The following is a 20,116-nucleotide window of genomic DNA, read 5'->3' on the forward strand; positions in this document are numbered from 1 at the left end:
GTAATGAGGCGTGCATCCAAATATATATAGGCGATGGATCAGGTGAAGGGTTCTTCGCACCCAGAGTATTAACTGTTAACTGGTTATGGAGGTAATAGAAATGAACACATATATGCCTAATGCTTCTTCTGTAGAGAAGAAATGGTATGTTGTAGACGCAACAGATATGACACTCGGTCGTCTTGCTTCTAACGTAGCTAACGTTCTTAGAGGAAAGAATAAGCCGATTTATACACCTAACATTGATACAGGTGATTATGTAATCGTTATCAATGCTGATAAGATTAAGGTTTCAGGTAAGAAGATGGACCAGAAGATGTACTGGCACCATACTGACTATGTTGGACACCACAAGGAGTTCACACTTCGTCAGATGATGGAGAACCATCCTGAGCGCGTTATTGAGCACGCTGTAAAGGGAATGCTTCCCAAGGGTTCTCTTGGAAGACAGATGTACACAAAGCTTCATGTATACGCAGGTCCTGAGCACGAGCACGCAGCTCAGAAGCCCGAAGTACTTACATTCTAATCTGAAAGGAGAATTGAAAAATGGCTAAAGCAGCAAGTTTCTATGGCACAGGTAGAAGAAAGAAGTCTATCGCCAGAGTTTATCTTACACCCGGTAAGGGAAATATTACTATCAACAAGAGAAACATCGATGATTATCTTGGACTTGAGACACTTAAAGTTATCGTTCGTCAGCCCCTTGTATTGACTGATACACTTGATAAGTTCGATGTAACAGTAACTGTTCGCGGTGGCGGCACAACAGGTCAGGCTGGTGCTATCCGTCACGGAATCTCAAGAGCACTTCTTCAGGCTGATTCAGATGAGTACAGACCTGCACTTAAGAAGGCTGGATTCCTTACACGTGATCCTAGAATGAAGGAGAGAAAGAAGTACGGTCTCAAAAAGGCACGTCGTGCTCCTCAGTTCTCAAAGAGATAATCGTTTCACAACGTATTACGTCTTTGGACAATTATATACGACTTATTACACCTCAGGACAATTGTCCTGGGGTGTTTTTATACGCATTTTTGTTGCGGAAATATTAATTTGACAAAATGTCAAACACAATATATTGTATAATTAAGAAGGAGGAAATACAAATGGAGGGATTTGGCAAGCGTGTACTGGATTTACTTGAGAATATTGGATATACCCAAAGAGAATTTGCAACAATGATTGGTGTATCAGAGGGAGCATTATCAAGATATTTAAAAGATGAACGTGAACCTAAGATGGAAGTGATTGCCAATATGGCAACGGCTCTTAATACTACGACAGATTATCTATTGTCTGGAAAGAATGATAAAAAATCATTTGAAGAAACATATAGGCTGGTTGCAAGAGGCACTTCAACTATGACTGATGAAGAAAAAACAAAGCTGATTAAGGTATTACTCAACAATGGAAAAACATGATAATAGACCGGCTCTGCCTAAAAAAATATATGATCAGATCGAGGAAGATGTAGTAAAACTTCATATTAAGCTAGAATTATCAGTTCCAGTTAATCCAAGCGAAGTGGCAAAAAGATTGGGATATATTGTTCATAAGTTTTCAGAAATCTATAGCGAAGGAAACAATTTAATAGAACTAAGAACTGGAAATGATGGTAATAGGCGTGACGGGCTTTCTTATTATGATCCGGATGTACAGACATATGTTATATGGGTCAACGATATAGATTCCATATACGAGGAGCACGACGGATTTACGATAATGCATGAGATAGGTCATATAAGGATGGGACATAGAGGGGATAGCCAGTTGGCAGAGATGGTGGCAAACTATTATGCGGCGTATGCATTAGTACCTTCTCCACTACCGAGTATGTATAAATGTTCATCTTTTGTTGACATAGCAGACGTGTTCGAAGTATCTGCTGATTGTGCCTACAATTGTGGCAGAAGATGTATGAACTGGGCGATGTATTCAGGAGCTATTAAGCCATATGAAAAGGTTTTGATAGACTATTATAAGAAAATATTAAAAGGAGGATGATGCCTATGAATGTATTGATACTAAAGGAAAACGCATAACTGTTGGCCCAGTTATGCGTCCTCTTGAAGAAAGACTCTGTTGTAGAATCTCTCTTAAACATACACCTAATTCTACTTCAATCTTTCTTTGAGAGCAACATAAAAATGATACCAATAATAACCGTTGCTTAGCCAAGGAAACACTTGGCAGAAAGATGAGGAGAAAATGAAAAAAGAAATTGTTTTAGTTCCTTGTCTGTCAATTATGACAGGAGGGAACGTCTATGGGTACAACTAAGTCAGGAAGAGTTTTAAACACTCACGGGGCAGCAGGATCTGCCAGTCAATTCTCTGTAGTTCATTCAAATGAAGGTGCCTATACTAAGCCACGTAACGGTAATCATATACGGCTTAAGAGTGGCGGACATGGTCAAGCTGGAATGAACGAATTAGATAAGTATGGTATAAGATATAAGGTTGAGAAGACTTATCCTAATGGTGTAAGAGTAGGGCATATCTTAGACCATACAAATAAGGCAAAAACAAAATCTATGGGCCAGTCATGGTTTCCAAAAGACTGGACAAGCAAGGATATAAAACATGCAGGAGAGCATGTTGCTAATTTAAAGGGAAATAGACATACCAAGGATGGAGTGGCTGTATTTGGAATGTGGAAAGGAGTCCGTGTTGGAGTTATTCGGACACATGGGCAAATTGGGACCATCTTTCCAGATGCAAAACAGCCGTATAGTAAAGGGGGTAAGAAAAAATGAATATAGAAAAGTTTAGAGAAGTTATTAAACGCAGAGAATATGTGGAAGATATTAGTTGTGGAGAGTGGGCTGACGGAATAGAGGAATGTCAGAAACTATTAACGGAGATTCTTTCGGAAGACGTTCCATCAACTATAGACTTCTTGAATAATGGATGCACTGCTTCGGAGTATTCTTGGATAAGTGAGGTGTTGGAGGACGTTATTGAAAAAAAGCCCAATGCTGAGTTGGTTAAGTGCTATAAAGAGTTGATGGCTAAATTTCCTGATGAATGTGCTACATATAATATTGCAGGCGCCATAGAAGGTGCAGAAGCTATATTGAAATGGGAGGCAGAGCATGGGAAAGACAGCAACTAATTTGGTGGATGAAGGGTTTAGAGTTTCTTTAGTAGAAACCGCATTTTTCGATGGGAAGTTTGAAATTCCACATATTGATGCACCAAAAGATATAATAATTCCTGAAGGAATGGTTCCGTTCTCATTGAGAGAGCGGAGCCAAGATAAAAATGATTTCGTTTGCTTTTATGAACATGACATCAATTTTCGTGAGATACTTACGAATACAGAAGAGTATGTTGACGATCTAAAAAGGTTTCCGGGAATTATAACACCAGATTGTTCGCTTTATATTGATGCTCCGTTATGTGTTCAAATCGCTGATATATATCTTAACAGGGCAGTTGGATATTACTTGAGCCAACAAGGACTTTATGTTGTACCTAACATTCGATGGGGAGATGAGCGAACTTATAAATCGGATTTCCTTGGTGAAAAGGTTGCATTTCAGGGAGTGGATAAACATAGTATTGTTTCCATTGGCACATACGGACAAATAAAATCGGCTGAATCTAAAAGGTATTTCAGAGAAGGACTCGAGGAAATGCTCAAGGAACTTGAACCAGAGGTTGTTCTCGTTTATGGTGCTATGCCGGATAAAATATTTGGCGGACTATTAGATAAGGCTAGATTCCTACAGTATCCGGATTGGACATCTCGGATGAAACAGAAATGATTGTTAAGAAAAACGAGCTGTAACCAGTTGCGCACAGTAGCCCTGAGCTTTCTACCGTACACAACAGGTAAACAGCAACATGACTTGAAAGTGTCTAAAATACGGCACTTTCACTTCATTAATCGTTCTCAAAGAGATAATCATTCTGCAGATGCAGATTCGAAACCCCCAGATTTTATCTGGGGGGTTTCTTATATTAATCAAGTAGTTCAGATATGCTACGGCCGTTCTAAATCTTCATCGTTGCCTTGTTCTTAATTATTACGGTATTCACGAGGTGAACAGTGGAACAGTTCCTTAAATGATTTAGAGAAATAACTGTTGTTATCAAATCCACATAACTCATAAATTGTTTGAACTGAGTAAGTGCTGCTTTTAAGCATATATGCCGCATTTTGCAATCTGAAATTCTTAAGATATTTAATTGGTGAAATATTGATAATTGACTTAAAGCACCTAAGAACTTCACTTTTACTAACATTTGCAGCATTAGCCAGGTCATCTAACGTTATATTTTTAGAATAGTTTGAATGGATGTAGTTTAGGATTATCTGTACGCGCTCCTCTAACAGTGGATTTACTGTGTGGGTAAGCATACTTTCTGTTAGATTCATATGATTTAGTACAGCAAAAAAATCAGATAATTCATTTCTAACTGATATCTCGTAATCCTCTGGTTCATGATTTATTATTTCCCATACAGTTTTGATAATATTGTCCAATTTGCTAAAGAATATGGAATCTGACTTCAGTATAAAATCTCTAATACTTGCGCTATGGATGATAGGATGTAAATACTTTTTATAATAAATACTTTCTGTATTGCTGCTTATAACAGAGCTGTCAAATATGACAGATTTAAAAATTGCTGCATTGACGGGGGTATGATTACGCATGGAATGCAAAACATTGGTATTTATGAAAAATAAGTCTCCTTCTGAAAGTATATATTTTCTGTTACCGCATTCTAAAAGAATAACGCCCTTTTCGACATGGCCTATCTCAATTTCAGCGTGCCAGTGCCAGTTGACAAAATCTTCGGTGATATCATCTCTATATATGGCAACTGGAAACTCTACAGTTCCATGGGTTCCAGTTTCATCTATATTGAATGGAGTTGCTTGTTTTGATAATGATATACATGATGAGAGTGCCATAATTATTCCTCTTGAAGATATAGTTATACTATTTGACCATTTTATTCCTTTTATTATATTAATAATACGATATAATTACAATAATTTCTTTCGATTAACAAAAAAGCACTAACAAAAAGAGGAGGCTGTAGATTATGTTTGATAATTTTAAATGGATCAATAAAGGTGAGATAAAAATTGAAGAGAATAAGGTTACAATAAAAGCACCGGCTTTGACAGATTTCTTCTGTGGTGGAAGTACAACAAGTGAAGAAGGAATTCTTCCTGAATCACTTTGTAATGCTCCATATTTCTACACAGATGTTAAGGGCGACTTCGTTCTTAATGTAAAGGTATCTCATGATTTTAAGGAAACTTATGATTCTGCATCTGTAATGGTTATGCAGGATATGGACAACTGGGCTAAATGCTGTTTTGAACTTACTGACTTTGGAACACACGCTGCTGTAAGTGTTGTAACTAAAGATGGTGAATCCGATGATGCTAATGGATGCGATATTGAAGGACAGAATTTTGCATATCTTAGAGTTTGTCGCGTGGGCAGAGCATTTTCTTTTCATTACTCCCTGGATGGAGTGCATTTCCACATGACAAGATATTTCTTAATGAAAGATGCTGAGTCTGTGAAAGTAGGTTTACTTGCTCAGGCACCTACAGGCCAAGGTGGAGACAGAATATACGAGAATCTTTCTATTGAAAGCAAAACGGTAAAAAATATCAGGGCCGGGGAATAAAAATGGAAGTAGAAAAGAATTATAAAAAAACACAGCTTGCATGCTATCTGGGATTTGTAACACAGGCCATCTGCGCTAATTTTGTACCGCTATTGTTTATAACATTTCATAATACATACAATATATCATTTGGAAAGCTGGCCGCTATTTCAACAGTATTCTTTGTTACACAGCTTGTAGTTGATTTTTTATGTGCAGGTATAGTAGATAAACTGGGTTACAGAGTATGCGTAATAGCTGCAGAGATTACATCAGGATTAGGACTTGCAGGACTTGCTGTATTACCTGACTTATTGTCAGTACCATTTTGGGGAATCCTTGTGTGTGTATTTATATATGCTGTTGGAAGTGGATTGACAGAAGTGCTGGTAAGTCCAATTGTAGAAGCATGTCCATTTGAAAATAAGGATACAATGATGAGTCTTCTTCATTCCTTTTATTGCTGGGGATGGGTTGGAGTTGTCTTGGGCTCCACAGCCTTCTTTACGGTTTTTGGTATAGAAAAATGGAGAATAATGGCACTTATATGGTCGGTCATTCCGCTTTATAACATTTTCAATTTTGCAACCTGTCCAATCGAACCACTGGTAGAAGATGGTAAGAGCATGACAATGCCCCAACTGTTGAAAACAAAAGCATTTTGGATTTTTATTATACTCATGATCTGCGCAGGTTCTTCAGAAATAGCGATGGGACAGTGGGCATCCGCCTATGCTGAATCAGCACTACATGTTTCCAAAACAGTTGGAGATTTGGCTGGACCCTGCGGATTTGCAGTGTGCATGGGAATCAGTAGACTTCTTTATGGAAAGTTCGGTGAAAAAGTTGATCTGACAATTTTCATGATGGCATCCGGAGTAATGTGCCTTATGTGTTATCTGGTTGCCGGACTGGCAAATATACCATGGGTTGGATTGATTGGATGTGCATTATGCGGATTTTCTGTAGGTATAATGTGGCCAGGTTCAATTAGTATATCATCACAGATACTTCCAACTGGAGGTACAGCAATGTTTGCACTTCTAGCGCTCGCAGGAGATTTAGGGGGAGCAATGGGCCCTGCTATTATTGGAAGTATATCTGAAAAAGCGGCTAATAATTTGCAGGCAGGAGTATTGGCAGGTATAGGTTTTCCTATCATTTTAGTAATTTCAGTGTTCTATATTCGAAATAAGTATCGATAGATATTCAAATTGGTGGAAGTAATATAGCAGGCAATATCGTCATATTATAAACTTTCGTTGCTAACAGCCTCGCACAGTAGCCCTGAGCTTTCTACCGTACGCAGCAGGTAAACAGCAACTTGAAGGAGAAATGCCTAAAATAAGGCACATTCACTTCATTAATCGTTCTCAAAGAGATAATCGTTTCACAACGTTTTACGTCTTTGGACAATCAAATACGACTTATTACACCTCAGGACAACTGTCTTGGGGTGTTTTTTTATTGAATTGTGATAATCTCTAAAAGTGTAGAATTCTACAACTTTGTTGATTAAGATAATGCGAAGTGGTAATATGTAATTGATAAAAATGTAGAATTCTACAATTTAGGAGATTATATGATAAAACGAGATAGATATCTAAATCAGTTGATTAATGCTAAAAATAATGGATTTCCGAAAGTGATAACAGGCGTAAGAAGATGTGGGAAATCTTTTCTTCTTAAAGAGATTTATAGAGAGTACTTGCTTTCGGAGAACGTTCCAGAGAATAGGATAATTATCATGGAATTAGATGATGATAAAAATAGTAAGTATCGTGATCCGTTGGAATTAGGAGCGTATATAAGGGAAAGATGCAAGGAAAATGAAAATTATTATGTATTTATTGATGAGATACAGAAGGTATATCCTATAATCAATCCTAATTTCACTGACGGCAAACATGTTTTAGCAGATTCTAATGATACTGAGGTAATATCATTCGTTGATGTTGTACTTGGCCTGTCAAGAGAAAAGAATATAGATTTATATGTGACGGGATCAAATTCTAAAATGTTGTCTTCAGATATTGTTACTGAATTTAGAGATAAGGCAACAAACATAAAGCTGTCTCCGCTGTCATTTGAAGAATATTATGGATATGTCGGAGGTTCAGCAACTGAAGCAATATATTCATATATGCAATACGGTGGAATGCCGTTAGCTGTATTAAAAAGCGACGAAGAGAGAAAAGAATATCTAAAGAGCTTGTTCGCTACTACATATTTCGCTGATATTGTTGAAAGAAATCAGTTGAAAAAAGGAGAGGCCTTGGATGAACTATGTAATATTATTAGTTCTTCAACAGGCTCGCTGCTTAATTCAGAAAAAATAGCCAATACATTTGAAAGTGTTAGACATGAAAATATCAATAAACAGACAGTTGAAAACTATATTAGTTACTTTAAAGATGCTTTCCTTTTGCGTGAGGCAAAACGCTATGATTTAAAAGGAAGGAAAGAAATCGGTGCGCTCAGAAAGTATTATTTTATAGATACTGGATTACGCAATGCAAGACTTAATTTCGCATTTCCTGATGAAGGACAAATGCTTGAAAATATTGTTTATAATGAACTTTGTTATAATGGTTATTCTGTTAATATCGGTGCTTTTGACACTGTTGAAAAAGATAAAAATGGAAAATCTATAAGGAAAAATAATGAAGTGGATTTTTATGCCACTAAAGGGCTTAGATCTCTTTATATACAGGTAACTGCTGATATCTCTAATGCAGAAACAAGAGAAAGAGAAATACGTCCTTATTTTAAGTTAAATGATCAAGTACAAAAGATACTTGTTGTAAATAGACCGATTGGTGAAACACTAGATGAGAATGGATTCTCAATTATAGGGATTACTGAATTTTTATTGAAATATATAAAGTAGAAAAAATGTTACACAAAATGTTTGTTTATGCTAGGAGGAGCCAACATCAACTATTGTGGAAGACAATAACTGAAAGGTAGGAGTGCATGGGAGTATTAGCGGGAAAAGAATGGGCTTTTGATACAGCTGCATCCAAATATGAGAGGATGCGACCAGGGTACGCAGAAGACTTGTATAAACAGATATTTGATTATTGCCCGATAGATGAACGAAGCAAACTTATTGAGGTAGGCATTGGAGGAGGTCAGGCAACACCACCTTTTCTTGAAAAGAAATGCCATATAACAGCTATTGAGTATGGGAATAACTTGGCTGATATCTGTAGGGAGAAGTTTAAGGACTATAAGGGTTTTGAAGTTATAACATCAAAATTTGAAGACGTAGAACTTGAAGATAATGCATATGACTTGATTTATTCTGCATCTGCTTTTCATTGGATTCCGGAGGAAATAGGGTATACAAAAGTATATCAGGCTTTAAAGCTTGGAGGAGTTTTTGCCAGATTTGCAAATCATCCGTTTAGATGTAAGAATGAACCAGAGTTAGCTAGCGCTATAGATGCATGTTATGAGAAATACTATTACAAGTTTTACAATAAAAAAGCTGAGCAGATAAAGGAATACTCTGAAGAAGATGCAAAGGAGCGAGCTTATTTAGCCGAAAAATACGGATTTTCTGATATACAGTATAGCCTGTTTTACAGGATCAGAGAGTTTACAGCGGAGGAATATGTAGAGCTTTTAGGAACATATTCAGATCATATTACTATAGATGAAGATGTTCGAACTTTGTATTTTAAGGATATTGAAGATATTATCAATTCAATGGGCGGAGTGATTAAGATATATGATACTATGGACCTTCAGCTGGCCAAAAAAGTAAGTGGTTAGCTGGTACCAAATTTAAAAGAGACCTTGTAAAATGTGGAAAATATGTTATGATGGGTTTAACAGAGTTGCCAGGTGCGAATAACACTTGGGACCAAGCCGAGCGTTGAGCTTGGCTTTTTTACTTTGTGGAGATTATATGGATTTAAAGAAACCTTACACAATAGATGAACAGATAAAAAAGCTAAGAGATCATGGAGTAGTAATATCTGATGATGCATTTGCAAGAAATGTACTTCAGAAAGTCAGTTATTATAGGCTTTCGGGATATATGTTGCAATATAGGTTATCAACTGATAGCCATGAGATGATTAAAGGTATTCGTTTTGAAGATATTTACACAGTTTATTGTTTTGATGAAGAAATCAGATCATTGCTTAGACAGTATATTGAAAAAGCAGAATTCTTTTACAAAGATTTGATAGGGAATAAATTTGCGGAGCTGAAATGTCAGACTCCACCATATGATCAGCATTACGATGTGAAGAACTATTATGATAAAGTTGGAATTACAAAGACGTTGCAGAATTTCACTAAAGAGAAGTCATATTATAAAGATAGTGCAATAGTTAAGCATCATTTCAATAAATATGCTGATAAGATGCCGGTATGGGTTATGCTGGAACTGATGACTTGTTCAAGTGTCTCTTTGTTTTATCATGCATTGTATTTATCGGATAAAAAAGTGATAGCAACGCAGGTTGGCATAAGTACATCAACGCTCGAAAATCACCTGCATGCCTTATCTGTTCTAAGAAATAAGTGTTCTCATGGTGTGCGTTTGTATAATTCTACTATGAATCCTCCGGTAAAGTTCAATAAGAGTTTTTTGAGGAACAACCCGGCAATAAGGAATGATTCTCTGTTTGCGTATATACTCATGTTGATTAAGAGGCTACCTTCTGATGATGAAAGGAAGCAACTTAGAGATAAGCTTAATCGTATAGTTAAGAAATATGAGAAGGATATAGATCTTAATTTTATAGGATTTCCCCAGAACTATAGGGAACTAATGTATATAAAGAATCTTAAGAATATTACTTGAAGTGCTGTCAGCCGTATACAGTAGCCCTGAGCTTTCTACCGTACGCAGCAGGTAAACAGCAACTCGCCCTAGAAATGCCCAAAACAAGGCATTTAAGAGAGTGAAAAAGTTCTCAAAGAGATGAGAATATCTGCTATTGCAGATTTCAGAAGACTCGGTACAATGTACCGGGTCTTTTTGTATGCCGAAAGTGGACCTGGGGGGACAGGGGGGTCACCTTATCTAAATGACATTGGAACCGTCCCAATGTCATTTCCTTTTTTATTTCTGACACAGAATAGTTGGCAAAAGGTGTTTCGGAGAATATGAATGTTTAAAAAAGCTGCTGTCTATATTAAAGAAAAGATAAATAAGAACGGATTCACCTTTGCAGAGATGCTTTTTGCGGTCCTTATACTGGGGATTGCAACAGGTCTTATGGTGCAGACTGTTGGTGTCGCATTTAATAATTTTGGGAAGATAACCAAAAAGTCAGATTCCGCCGATGCCTATTCGGGGGCGTCGACTAATGGTGAGCTGTATGTTTATTCAGATTACTCAGCTTCCGGTGAATCGGCAGATACGGATTCTGTCAAATACTACCCACTGGTAGCCCATGCCTCATACGCACCACAGAACAGAGTTGGAGTTAATACACATCTATGTTGTTCCTGTCAATAATACAACAATTGAGCCGTAGTAAAGATCAGGGCGATACTGCTAAAACCAATCTTGCATACGGTCAGGCGATAGTTTTCCCATGACTGACTTCATAACCAGATGCAAGATTGGTTTTAGCGTTATTTAATAATTGTTCACAACAAAATATTATATAATTATTTTGTCAGTTATTGTACAGTTAAATTCTGTTTTCATGGCTAAAGGAGATAATTATATGACCCCTGACCAGTATGCAAGATCAAACAAAAAAGTATTTCAGATCAACCTTATTATGCCTTTACTGCGCTTTTAATGGTAGTGCTGGATGCTGCAACACACGGAATGAGCCTGGGGCTTGTCATCGAGATTGTCGCTGTCCTGGCAGGTGTGCTGCAGATGACGGTTGGATTTATCAAATTCAGAGAGACCAGGTTTGGCGCAGTGGTCATTCTGGGAGGTCCGACTCTTTACTATATCATTATCATGATAATACAAAATGAAATGATTTTTTATGCATTCGCGATACCGGTAATGCTGTCGTGTATTCTTTATCTGGACTTAAGGATCTATGTTGTGGGACAGATGACTATGACCATAGGCGGACTTATTGTCCTGGTCAGAAATCTTATTGCTACAGGTTCGATACCCAGGGACCATTTTGTGGCCGGTTTCATAATCATTCTTGCGGGAATTGCCGGAATAGAGTCGCTTAAGATGAGGCGGACCCTGGTAAGAGAGGACGACGAGGCCATCAAGAAAGGGCAGGAGACCCAGGAAAAGACCCGTATCCAGATGGTGGAGATCGCCAAGGAAATTACGGGGCTGTTTGATGAGGCCCATGGGGAAGTCGATGAGTTAAAGAGCATCATAGGAAGAAACCACGATGGCATGAGGGAAATTGCGGGCAGCACAGGAAATACCGCAGCTGCCGTGACAGAGCAGTCACATCAGATAGCAGATATCCATGAGCAGACGGAAGTGGCTGATGCCAAGAGAAATCAGATGGTTGAGATGTCCGAGAGCACGCAGAAAGCCGTTATTGATGGGACTAAGGTCATCGACCAGCTCAAGGACAAGACCGCAAATGTTGTTGAGATGAGTGATAAGACGGTGGCATCCACAAAAGCTGTCACTGAGAAGGTCGAAAAGGTTGAGAAGATTGTCGGTTCCATCATATCGATATCAAAGCAGACCAATCTTCTTGCGCTCAATGCTTCAATTGAGGCAGCGCGTGCGGGAGAAGCCGGGAAAGGTTTCGTTGTGGTTGCCGATGAGATAAGGCAGTTGTCGGAGCAGACCAGCAGTGCTTCAAATCAGATCACCAGCATCATGCAGGAGCTTTCCGCTGATGTTCAGAATGCTGTAGACTCTACCAATGCGGCAGCTGAGTCTGTCAAGGCTCAGGACATTCTTATCAGAGAGACCGCAGATACTTTTGAAGAGATCGGGGAGAACGTTGGAAACCTTATAGGAAGATTTAATGATATCGGTACTTCCATAGAAGCTATAGGAAGAAGTGCAACGGAGATCAATAATAATATTGCGAGTCTCGCCGCCACAAGTGAGCAGGTGGCATCTTTGTCCAGTATGGGCGAAGAGGGAGCAAGGACAGCGGTGGAGAAATTTGATGAGTTTGATATTCTGCTGAAAGGGATATATGATCAGGCCCAGAGGCTGAAATAATGTAATACCGGTCAGGGCAGTCACGGGGACGGGAAGTCACGGGGACGGGGGACATATCAGTGGTCCACTTTTGGGCTTAAAGATTAAGGATAAGGCTTGCCTATTTTGATATGACTTTATTAAAATGTAAGAAAGCAATATGGAATAATAATGTCGGATTAACCGATGAGAGAAGATAGATTATGGACAAATCATGGTCAGAAAACAATAAAGAAATACAGAAATTGCTGACGAAGGAAGCAACCTTTAAAGATGCTATTCAGAAGCTTTTGGCTTTCCGTGAGGAAATGTTTGAGCAGATCACACAGATTGTGAGTGGATACCCGGATGAGGCCTTTGCCAAAATGCCTTTTGCGGGTGCAGATGGATATCACAGTAAAACCCTTGCCTATTCTATCTGGCATATTTTCAGGATTGAAGATATAGTTGCCCATGAGATGATAGCAGGGGATAGTCAAATCCTTTTTACACATGACTTTCATAATCGCATTGGCGCACCTATTATTACTACGGGTAATGAACTTCAGGGAAACGAGATTGCAGAGTTTTCAGAAAAACTGAATATTAAAGAACTATATCTGTATGTAAAAGCTGTAAAGGAGTCTACGGATCAGATTCTTGGAGATCTGACATACAAGGATTCAAAGCAAAAATTCGGCGGCGATGTAAAGGAAAAACTTATCCGCAGTAAATGTGTCAGTGAGAATGAGAATGCCTTTTGGCTGATTGATTACTGGTGCGGAAAGGATATAAAAGGACTGATTCAGATGCCATTTAGCCGTCACTGGATCATGCATATCGAAGCCATGCGCCGCATCAAGAATAAACTCTGCAAGATAGCACGAAAGGGTGTTGATCCTGTTGCTTATTGTGGCTTTTCCTGTAATCACTGTTTCCTTTCAGAGTGGTGCGGATTCTGCAGAACGAAGTACAATGTCTGCTCTTTTGCTACCTGTGCGGAGGACAGAATATGTCCGAATGTGAAGTGCTGTAAGGAAAAAGATTTGGATGGATGTTATGAGTGTGATGAGCTCGAAAATTGCAATAAAGGATTCTATATTCCATCAAATGACGGAGCAAATGCAGCAAAGGCTCAGGCATTATATATAAGGAAATACGGAAAGAAAGAGTTCTTAAAGGTTCATGACAGACTACATGAGAAGTATGACTTCCAAAAGACACAGGAAGTTTTGGGACAGGATTATAAGGAAGGACTGAGAATTCTGGAGGAAACTTGAAAAAGCCTATAAATATGCTATTATATCAATAACAGAGTTGCCAGGTGCGAATATCACTTGGGACCTAGCCAAGCGTGGAGCTTGGCTATTCTATCATATATAGGTGATGCACAGCCTTATAAATGAGCGATTTATGTAGTGGATGCGCTATGGAATCTTGAGATGCCCATAGCCCGGAGAGTTCATGCGTGAACTCTCTTTTTTAGAATTATTGTATTGATTTACAAGGTACGTATATGTGTGATGTAAAAAAATATAGTGATATCTATAAAGAAATAGCTAAATTAAATCCTAAGGATACTTTACAGCTTGTTCTTGAGAGTGAGACTGAAGAAGAAAAAGATTTCTATGAGATGGTAGGAGATTTTTTGCTACAAAGAAGGCAAAAAGAAGTTGTTGAAAGGAATCTTTTTTGAGTAGATGAAAAAGTTTACTATAGTTGCGGGAGTTAATGGCGCAGGTAAATCTACGTTATATCAGCTTGATCCGGATCTTAAATGTGAAAACAGAGTAAATGCGGAGTTACTGTTCAGACAGCTCTGCGCACTTGCTGCGCTGAGCGTGAGAATGTTCTACGTCTTGAATATAGGATTTGCCCCTTTGCCGAAGGCAACTGGAATGGGCAAATCCAGTTGCTGTGAGCACCGTAAGGTGTGAACAGTAACAATGCGGATGAGATAGAGTTTTGTCATAAGATATAATTGAAACAAAGCCCAATATATGTTATTATAATATTGATCTGAGCGAAAGCTCTTTGGATCACCGTAGGCGGGAAGAATTTCCCGTCTTTTTTTTTGGAGTAACAGTATGAAGGAATTAAGTGTATTTATCGATGAATCTGGAGATTTTGGGGAAACGAGAGATACTAGAGATTATTATCTTGTCACTTTTGTTTTTCATGACCAAGATGAAGATATTTCAGAGAATACAAGAAAATTAGAGAATAGTGTAAAAGAATCCGGTTTGGATATTGAATATATTCATACAGGACCTGTCATGCGAAAAGAGGGAATATTTGAAAATTACTCATTGGACGAGAGAAGACAATTGCTCTATAAGATGTTCAATTTCGTGATGAAATGCCCAATAGTTTTTTGCACAATAGCCATAAAGAGAAAGGAAGCAAGCGATAGGGTTCAATTATCAGGAAAGCTTGGTAAGGCAATCAATCAGATGCTTTCTGAACATATGGATTTTTTGAAAGTTTTTGACAAGGTTATTGTATATTATGATAATGGCCAGCGAGAGTTGGGATCAATTCTAAATGCTATATTTTCTATTCAATTATCGAATGTTGAGTTTAGAAAGGCAGAGCCACAAAAGTATCGTTTATTGCAGGCAGCAGATTTCTTGTGCGCTATAGACCTTTTAAAAATCAAAAGAGATGAGAATAGATTAAGCAAAGGTGAAAAACAATTCTTTTATAAACCTAATGAGTTAAAGAAGACATTTGTTAAAGGTATTAGTAAAAAGAGAATGTAATGTTGCCACCAACCGCACACAGTAGCCCTGAGCTTTCTTGCGCACATAGCAGGTAAACAGCAACTTATCCTGTAAATGCCGCAAATACAGCACTTAAGGCAGTAAAAAAATTCTCAAAGAGATGAGAATATCTGCTATGGCAGATTTCAAAAGACTCGGTACATTTGTACCGTGTCTTTTTTTGTGCTGAGAGTGGACCAGGGGGGACGGGGTTCCTAGCTCATTTTGGAATGACAGCCAATCTCTTTGGACAGGAAGAATTCCTGGGTTAGAGAAATATCTTAAAAAGTAGACGCAATACAATACAAAGATTTTCTAAAAAAAGTCGAAAATCTTCTTGCGAAGTAGACTTTAGCAGTCTAAATCTAATACAATGGAAATAGAGTATCTATGCAACTAAGCGCAATATTTTGTCATGTTTTTTCATCATAGCTAATCAGGAGGTTACACATGGATAAAAAAACAAGAAATCATTCGATATGCGAAAAGATACCCTATATCGCCATTATACTCAGCATACTATTTCCGTCGCTTTTAGCTGGAATAGGAGGTTCTATAGGTAATGCAATTTCAGAAAATGCAGGGAACATAGGTGTATGCGTTTTTGCAATAATATCGATGCTGATTTTTTGGTACTGGTTCTCGCCGGAATTTAAAGGATTTGTAAAGCCTGAAGCTTCAGCCAGGGACATAGGTTTAGTAATGATCCCCTTGGCGATTCTCTTAGTCTTTACGCTGATCGAGCCATTATTTTTTTATCATTCGTTTTATTTTAGTCCTTCTCTTAAGGCGGCTATTATGGGAATTACAGCCGGATTTGGGGAAGAGACTATGTTCAGAATATTATCACTAGCCATAGTCATGAGATATGTCCGGAAAGAGAGGAGATTTGTCACAATAATTATACTGGCCGTAATATTCGGCATTTCTCATGCAGGAAATCTGGCTCAGGGTGCAGATTTAGTCATGACCGCGGCGCAGATACTCCACTCAACATTTCAGGCTTTTTTGCTTACCGCTTTATATTTAGGAACAGGCAGCGTGATATTCCCGATATTTGCGCACGGGTTATATGATTTTATCTGTTTTACAACGGACCCGTTAGTTTCCGGAGATGGCATACTTACACAGCAATATAGTACTGGACGGCTGTTGTATGAGTTCATTGTAGCTGTGACCATAGGAATTATTGCACTCTATTTGATCAGTAAAAACAAATTTGCTAAAGCCAATGAAATATGGGAAAAGAAGTGGATTTCTGAAAGGTGAGGGAAAAATATGGTATCTATTATCAGTTTTATTTTAGGTTTGATTATTCTTGGTATCCTTTATAAAAATTTGATTGCCTGGGAAGGAGACTACAGAATCTCAAGAGGACAGGCTTTGCTACCGGTATTACTTGGACTTTTATCTGTGCCGCTTTCATTTATCTTTTTCTTAATAATCGGTCTTGTTTTCAGGGCTGTAACCGGGTTTGTACCTACAGATGGACCTGCATTACTTGCCAGTTTCAACCATGCGCTTTTTTCAGCAGCATTGAATGAAGAACTCGCAAAACTTATCATTACACTTATTGTATTAGGCATTTATAGAAAAAAATGGAGAAATGTATACGAATATATGCTGATAGCAGGGGCTGTAGGATTAGGATTTACGCTTATAGAAGATTTTGTATATAGTAGCGGTCTCGCAGGACTTTTTATGAGGCTGCCCAATATTACAGTGCATATGATGCTCGGGCTTGCCATGGGAAGGCATCTTGGACTTGCCAGATATAACAAAGTAACAGGCAGAGAGTCTGTAGTAAAAGAATACCTCCTTGCATATTTTGTCCCTGTATTTTGTCATACTGTTTTTGATTTTTTTGCAGCAAACATGCTCATACATGCCGGGGATAATGTAGAGACTATAACAGAGGAAATACAAAGAACAACATATATTGGTGCTGGTATGGTATTGATCATGGTAGTTCCGATATTCTTTTTCCAGTTCTACATATTCAGACGACTTAAGAGAAATGCCGCAAACCTTGTAGCGCTTTCCTTCATTGCTGAAAACAGTACAGAGCAGGAGAATACAAATGCTTAAAAAGTATATTGAATTTATGAAAAAATCTCCGCTGATAACTGCTGCGCTCTGCATAGTATATGTAGTTGTGTGTTTCAAGACGGTACATACAGATACAAATTTTCAGTTCTTTATAGTAAGAACCATGCTTTGCGGAGCAGTGTGCTTTTTCCTGTACCAGATATCCGGAGATAAGACCCTGACATCCTGTTATGTTTCCACAGGATATGTCATTTTGAATTCCATGGGATTTCTTGTGATGTCCCTTATCATGGGATCTGTATTACTCTTATCAAATATAGAAGAGCAGGTCCCTTTGAATGATAACCCGGTATTGGGGCTTATCATAGTATTTCTTATGTTTATTTCCGTGGGGCTTTTTGAGGAACTGGCTTTCAGGGCAGTTATAAACGATGCGATTATCTATAAGTTCAGGGAAAAGAAATTTGTTTTTGTCCTTAGTGCAGTAGTATCTTCGTTAGTATTCGGTGCAGCACATATTGTGGGCGAATTTGATGCTGCCTCCGCTATTGCATGGGGACAGGCGGTAGCCAAAACGTTGGAATCAGGCGTCTTTGGACTGGCCCTTCTTATACTGTATTGGAAGACCAGAAATATATGGGCTTGCGGCGTGGCTCATGGATTGTTTGATTTTTTTGCCGGTTATACAGAAGGACTGTTTGTTCCGATGAAAACCTCAGGTTCATCGTATATTAATACCGGTGAAGATGGACCCAAAATCCTTATTACATACTTTGTAATTGCTGCAATAAATGTAGTTCTGACATTTTTGGTATGGAAGAAGGTTGGAAAGACTATCGATTTCGAAAAGATCAGGCGTGAGTGGTAGAGAATATCAGAATATAAATGAGTACGACAATTACGGTTTGTAAAGATGAAAGGTATTGGAAAAAAACAGATATAAAGTTGCCATCAGTTGTGCACAGTAGTCCTGAGCTTTCTACCGTACGCAGCAGGTAAACAGCAACTTGATTCGAAAATGCCTCAAATACGGCATTTTCGAATCATTAATCGTTCTCAAAGAGATAATCGTTTCACGGCGTATTACGTCTTTGGACAATCAAATACGATTTATTACACCTCAGGACAACAGTCCTGGGGTGTTTTTGTTGTGTAGCATCTTTAATAAAAACCCCTGCTATGCAGGGGGACAACAGCTGCTTCAGCTTACAGTAAAAAACCTCCCGTGCTAGAATTACTACGGTTCGCCAACCAAAGTAAAGCACAGGAGGTAGTCCAAAATGGACATGAATAGTTTATCACACACTAGATGGGAGTGTAAGTATCACATAGTATTTGCACCTAAGTTCAGGAGAAAGGTTGCGTATGGTCAGATCAAGCAGGACATTGCAAATATTCTCAGTACATTATGCAAGAGGAAAGGTGTAGATTGAACTAAGTCGCTGCGCGACGGCCTGCCAAGACTGTGCTCTACATTTTAATTCTTTTCAAAGATGCATATCTATTGTATCCTATATTCGAGGTGAGTTGAAAAAATGCTTACTAAGGGATAGCGATTAACAGGTGTCTATCTAGCCATACTACCATTGACGAAAAGTATGAATTGAAAATTCAGTATATGGTTGATGCTTATTATATCAGCTTTTCTTTTTATACTTTTCATACAGAATAAGCTGTAGACATTCACTATTAATCCGCAATCGCGTACCCTGTAATTATGTTTATTCTGCACAATTATAAGCAAGATCAAGTTATTGAAATTCCATAGGTAATGGCTTTTCTCACGCGACTTAGTTCAATTAGATAAAAAACGGCGTGAAGCCCGAACAAAACTGCAGGTTGCATATATATGTAATCTGTTTTTTTGTTCGGTCTTACACCGTTTGTTTACGAAAGAAGATAATTTGCTACTAGGTGTTGAGGAGATTAAAGACACGTTTTGGGACAAGATTTCACCTTTATATGACATATTTGAAAATATTTATAACGGCAAGGTATATACCGGTACCGGGAAAAAGGTTGCAGAACTTATAGATTCGTCGGATGAAGTATTGGAATGCGCATGTGGAACAGGTGCTATCAGTATATATATCGCGCAGAAGTGTAAAAAGTTGATTGCAACAGACTTTGCAACCGGGATGCTTCGGAGAGCAGCAAAGAAATGCCGAAATTACCCGAATGCTGTGTTCAAGAAAGCTGATATTACAAATATCAAATGCAAAGATGCCCGCTTTGATAAAGTGGTTGCAGGTAACGTGATCCATTTGTTGCCTGACCCGGAGAAGGCACTTCATGAATTGGAAAGGGTAGTTAAGCCGGGAGGTGAGATCATCATTCCGACTTATATCAATATGTCAAAGGAAACGGGAACAGCAGCGGTTAAGTTCATTACTCTTCTCGGAGTAGATTTCAAAAGGCAGTTTGATCTGGATTCATATAAGGCATTTTTTGAAGACAAGGGATATACCGGAGTAGAGTATCATGTGGTCGACGGGCGCATGCCATGCGCTATTGCTGTAATAACCAAAGCTTAGCGTTTTATACCCTGACTATTCTTCGGA

The 20,116-nt window shown here is 38.3% G+C and carries 23 protein-coding genes and 1 pseudogene; 23 read left to right on the forward strand and 1 reads right to left on the reverse strand.

The window, feature by feature from the left end:
* Positions 1-100: 100 nt before the first annotated feature.
* The 7 genes from rplM (at position 101) to BV60_RS0105275 (ending at position 3,772) form a co-directional block, all read left to right on the forward strand.
* Positions 101-529 (forward strand): 50S ribosomal protein L13, encoded by a 429-nt coding sequence (gene rplM, locus BV60_RS0105245; protein ID WP_029320025.1) that lies wholly within the window; start codon positions 101-103, stop codon positions 527-529.
* 20 nt (positions 530-549) lie between these two features.
* The gene (gene rpsI / locus BV60_RS0105250; RefSeq protein ID WP_029320026.1) at positions 550-948 is read left to right on the forward strand and encodes a 30S ribosomal protein S9; all 399 of its coding nucleotides are present in this window, start codon (positions 550-552) and stop codon (positions 946-948) included.
* A gap of 161 nt (positions 949-1,109) precedes the next feature.
* On the forward strand, positions 1,110-1,424 hold the full coding sequence (locus BV60_RS0105255) for a helix-turn-helix domain-containing protein (RefSeq protein WP_029320027.1): 315 nt from the start codon (positions 1,110-1,112) through the stop codon (positions 1,422-1,424).
* Positions 1,411-2,007 (forward strand): ImmA/IrrE family metallo-endopeptidase, encoded by a 597-nt coding sequence (locus BV60_RS0105260; protein WP_029320028.1) that lies wholly within the window; start codon positions 1,411-1,413, stop codon positions 2,005-2,007. The genes BV60_RS0105255 and BV60_RS0105260 overlap by 14 nt, the downstream gene beginning before the upstream one ends.
* A gap of 262 nt (positions 2,008-2,269) precedes the next feature.
* Positions 2,270-2,758 (forward strand): EndoU domain-containing protein, encoded by a 489-nt coding sequence (locus tag BV60_RS0105265; RefSeq protein ID WP_029233812.1) that lies wholly within the window; start codon positions 2,270-2,272, stop codon positions 2,756-2,758.
* Positions 2,755-3,117, forward strand: coding sequence for a hypothetical protein (locus BV60_RS0105270; protein WP_029233813.1), 363 nt, complete (start codon positions 2,755-2,757; stop codon positions 3,115-3,117). The genes BV60_RS0105265 and BV60_RS0105270 overlap by 4 nt, the downstream gene beginning before the upstream one ends.
* Positions 3,098-3,772: a DUF4417 domain-containing protein gene (locus BV60_RS0105275; protein WP_029233814.1), complete on the forward strand. Its 675-nt coding sequence runs from the start codon at positions 3,098-3,100 to the stop codon at positions 3,770-3,772. The genes BV60_RS0105270 and BV60_RS0105275 overlap by 20 nt, the downstream gene beginning before the upstream one ends.
* A gap of 254 nt (positions 3,773-4,026) precedes the next feature.
* Here BV60_RS0105275 and BV60_RS0105280 read toward each other — a convergent pair whose 3' ends face one another.
* Positions 4,027-4,929, reverse strand: coding sequence for an AraC family transcriptional regulator (locus tag BV60_RS0105280; RefSeq protein WP_026504513.1), 903 nt, complete (start codon positions 4,927-4,929; stop codon positions 4,027-4,029).
* A 134-nt stretch (positions 4,930-5,063) separates the two neighbouring features.
* On the opposite strand from BV60_RS0105280, the gene BV60_RS0105285 reads away from it, so the two are divergent.
* The 16 genes and pseudogenes from BV60_RS0105285 to BV60_RS0105360 all read left to right on the forward strand — a co-directional run bounded on the left by BV60_RS0105285 (position 5,064) and on the right by BV60_RS0105360 (position 20,089).
* The gene (locus BV60_RS0105285) at positions 5,064-5,663 is read left to right on the forward strand and encodes a DUF1349 domain-containing protein (protein WP_022780009.1); all 600 of its coding nucleotides are present in this window, start codon (positions 5,064-5,066) and stop codon (positions 5,661-5,663) included.
* Between the two features lie 2 nt (positions 5,664-5,665).
* On the forward strand, positions 5,666-6,847 hold the full coding sequence (locus BV60_RS0105290; protein ID WP_026504514.1) for an MFS transporter: 1,182 nt from the start codon (positions 5,666-5,668) through the stop codon (positions 6,845-6,847).
* A gap of 377 nt (positions 6,848-7,224) precedes the next feature.
* Positions 7,225-8,532: an ATP-binding protein gene (locus BV60_RS0105295; RefSeq protein ID WP_029320030.1), complete on the forward strand. Its 1,308-nt coding sequence runs from the start codon at positions 7,225-7,227 to the stop codon at positions 8,530-8,532.
* An 86-nt stretch (positions 8,533-8,618) separates the two neighbouring features.
* Positions 8,619-9,422 (forward strand): class I SAM-dependent methyltransferase, encoded by an 804-nt coding sequence (locus BV60_RS0105300; RefSeq protein WP_029320032.1) that lies wholly within the window; start codon positions 8,619-8,621, stop codon positions 9,420-9,422.
* A gap of 136 nt (positions 9,423-9,558) precedes the next feature.
* Entirely contained in the window at positions 9,559-10,464 is a 906-nt protein-coding gene (locus BV60_RS0105305) for an Abi family protein (protein ID WP_029320034.1), read from the forward strand.
* Between the two features lie 309 nt (positions 10,465-10,773).
* Positions 10,774-11,124 (forward strand): type II secretion system protein, encoded by a 351-nt coding sequence (locus BV60_RS0105310; RefSeq protein WP_029320036.1) that lies wholly within the window; start codon positions 10,774-10,776, stop codon positions 11,122-11,124.
* Between the two features lie 291 nt (positions 11,125-11,415).
* Positions 11,416-12,786, forward strand: coding sequence for a methyl-accepting chemotaxis protein (locus BV60_RS0105315; RefSeq protein WP_029320038.1), 1,371 nt, complete (start codon positions 11,416-11,418; stop codon positions 12,784-12,786).
* A 182-nt stretch (positions 12,787-12,968) separates the two neighbouring features.
* Positions 12,969-14,024 carry a hypothetical protein gene (locus tag BV60_RS24100; RefSeq protein ID WP_081846589.1) on the forward strand — a complete coding sequence of 352 codons (1,056 nt, stop codon included), beginning with the start codon at positions 12,969-12,971 and terminating at the stop codon, positions 14,022-14,024.
* A gap of 236 nt (positions 14,025-14,260) precedes the next feature.
* Positions 14,261-14,440, forward strand: a complete 180-nt coding sequence (locus BV60_RS0105325; protein ID WP_022754341.1) for a hypothetical protein — start codon at positions 14,261-14,263, stop codon at positions 14,438-14,440.
* A 4-nt stretch (positions 14,441-14,444) separates the two neighbouring features.
* A complete protein-coding gene (locus BV60_RS0105330; RefSeq protein ID WP_029320041.1) occupies positions 14,445-14,681 on the forward strand; it encodes a hypothetical protein in 237 nt (78 codons plus the stop codon).
* 150 nt (positions 14,682-14,831) lie between these two features.
* A complete protein-coding gene (locus BV60_RS0105335) occupies positions 14,832-15,506 on the forward strand; it encodes a DUF3800 domain-containing protein (protein WP_029320043.1) in 675 nt (224 codons plus the stop codon).
* 450 nt (positions 15,507-15,956) lie between these two features.
* On the forward strand, positions 15,957-16,775 hold the full coding sequence (locus BV60_RS0105340) for a CPBP family intramembrane glutamic endopeptidase (RefSeq protein ID WP_029320045.1): 819 nt from the start codon (positions 15,957-15,959) through the stop codon (positions 16,773-16,775).
* A 9-nt stretch (positions 16,776-16,784) separates the two neighbouring features.
* The gene (locus BV60_RS0105345) at positions 16,785-17,594 is read left to right on the forward strand and encodes a PrsW family glutamic-type intramembrane protease (protein WP_029320046.1); all 810 of its coding nucleotides are present in this window, start codon (positions 16,785-16,787) and stop codon (positions 17,592-17,594) included.
* The gene (locus BV60_RS0105350; protein WP_029320048.1) at positions 17,587-18,423 is read left to right on the forward strand and encodes a CPBP family intramembrane glutamic endopeptidase; all 837 of its coding nucleotides are present in this window, start codon (positions 17,587-17,589) and stop codon (positions 18,421-18,423) included. The genes BV60_RS0105345 and BV60_RS0105350 overlap by 8 nt, the downstream gene beginning before the upstream one ends.
* Before the next feature lie 412 nt (positions 18,424-18,835).
* Positions 18,836-18,982: pseudogene (locus BV60_RS22655) on the forward strand (transposase); the annotation flags it as partial.
* 477 nt (positions 18,983-19,459) lie between these two features.
* Entirely contained in the window at positions 19,460-20,089 is a 630-nt protein-coding gene (locus tag BV60_RS0105360) for a class I SAM-dependent methyltransferase (RefSeq protein WP_242840951.1), read from the forward strand.
* Positions 20,090-20,116: the final 27 nt, after the last annotated feature.

Source organism: Butyrivibrio sp. AE3004 (assembly GCF_000703165.1).
Lineage (GTDB): Bacteria > Bacillota > Clostridia > Lachnospirales > Lachnospiraceae > Butyrivibrio.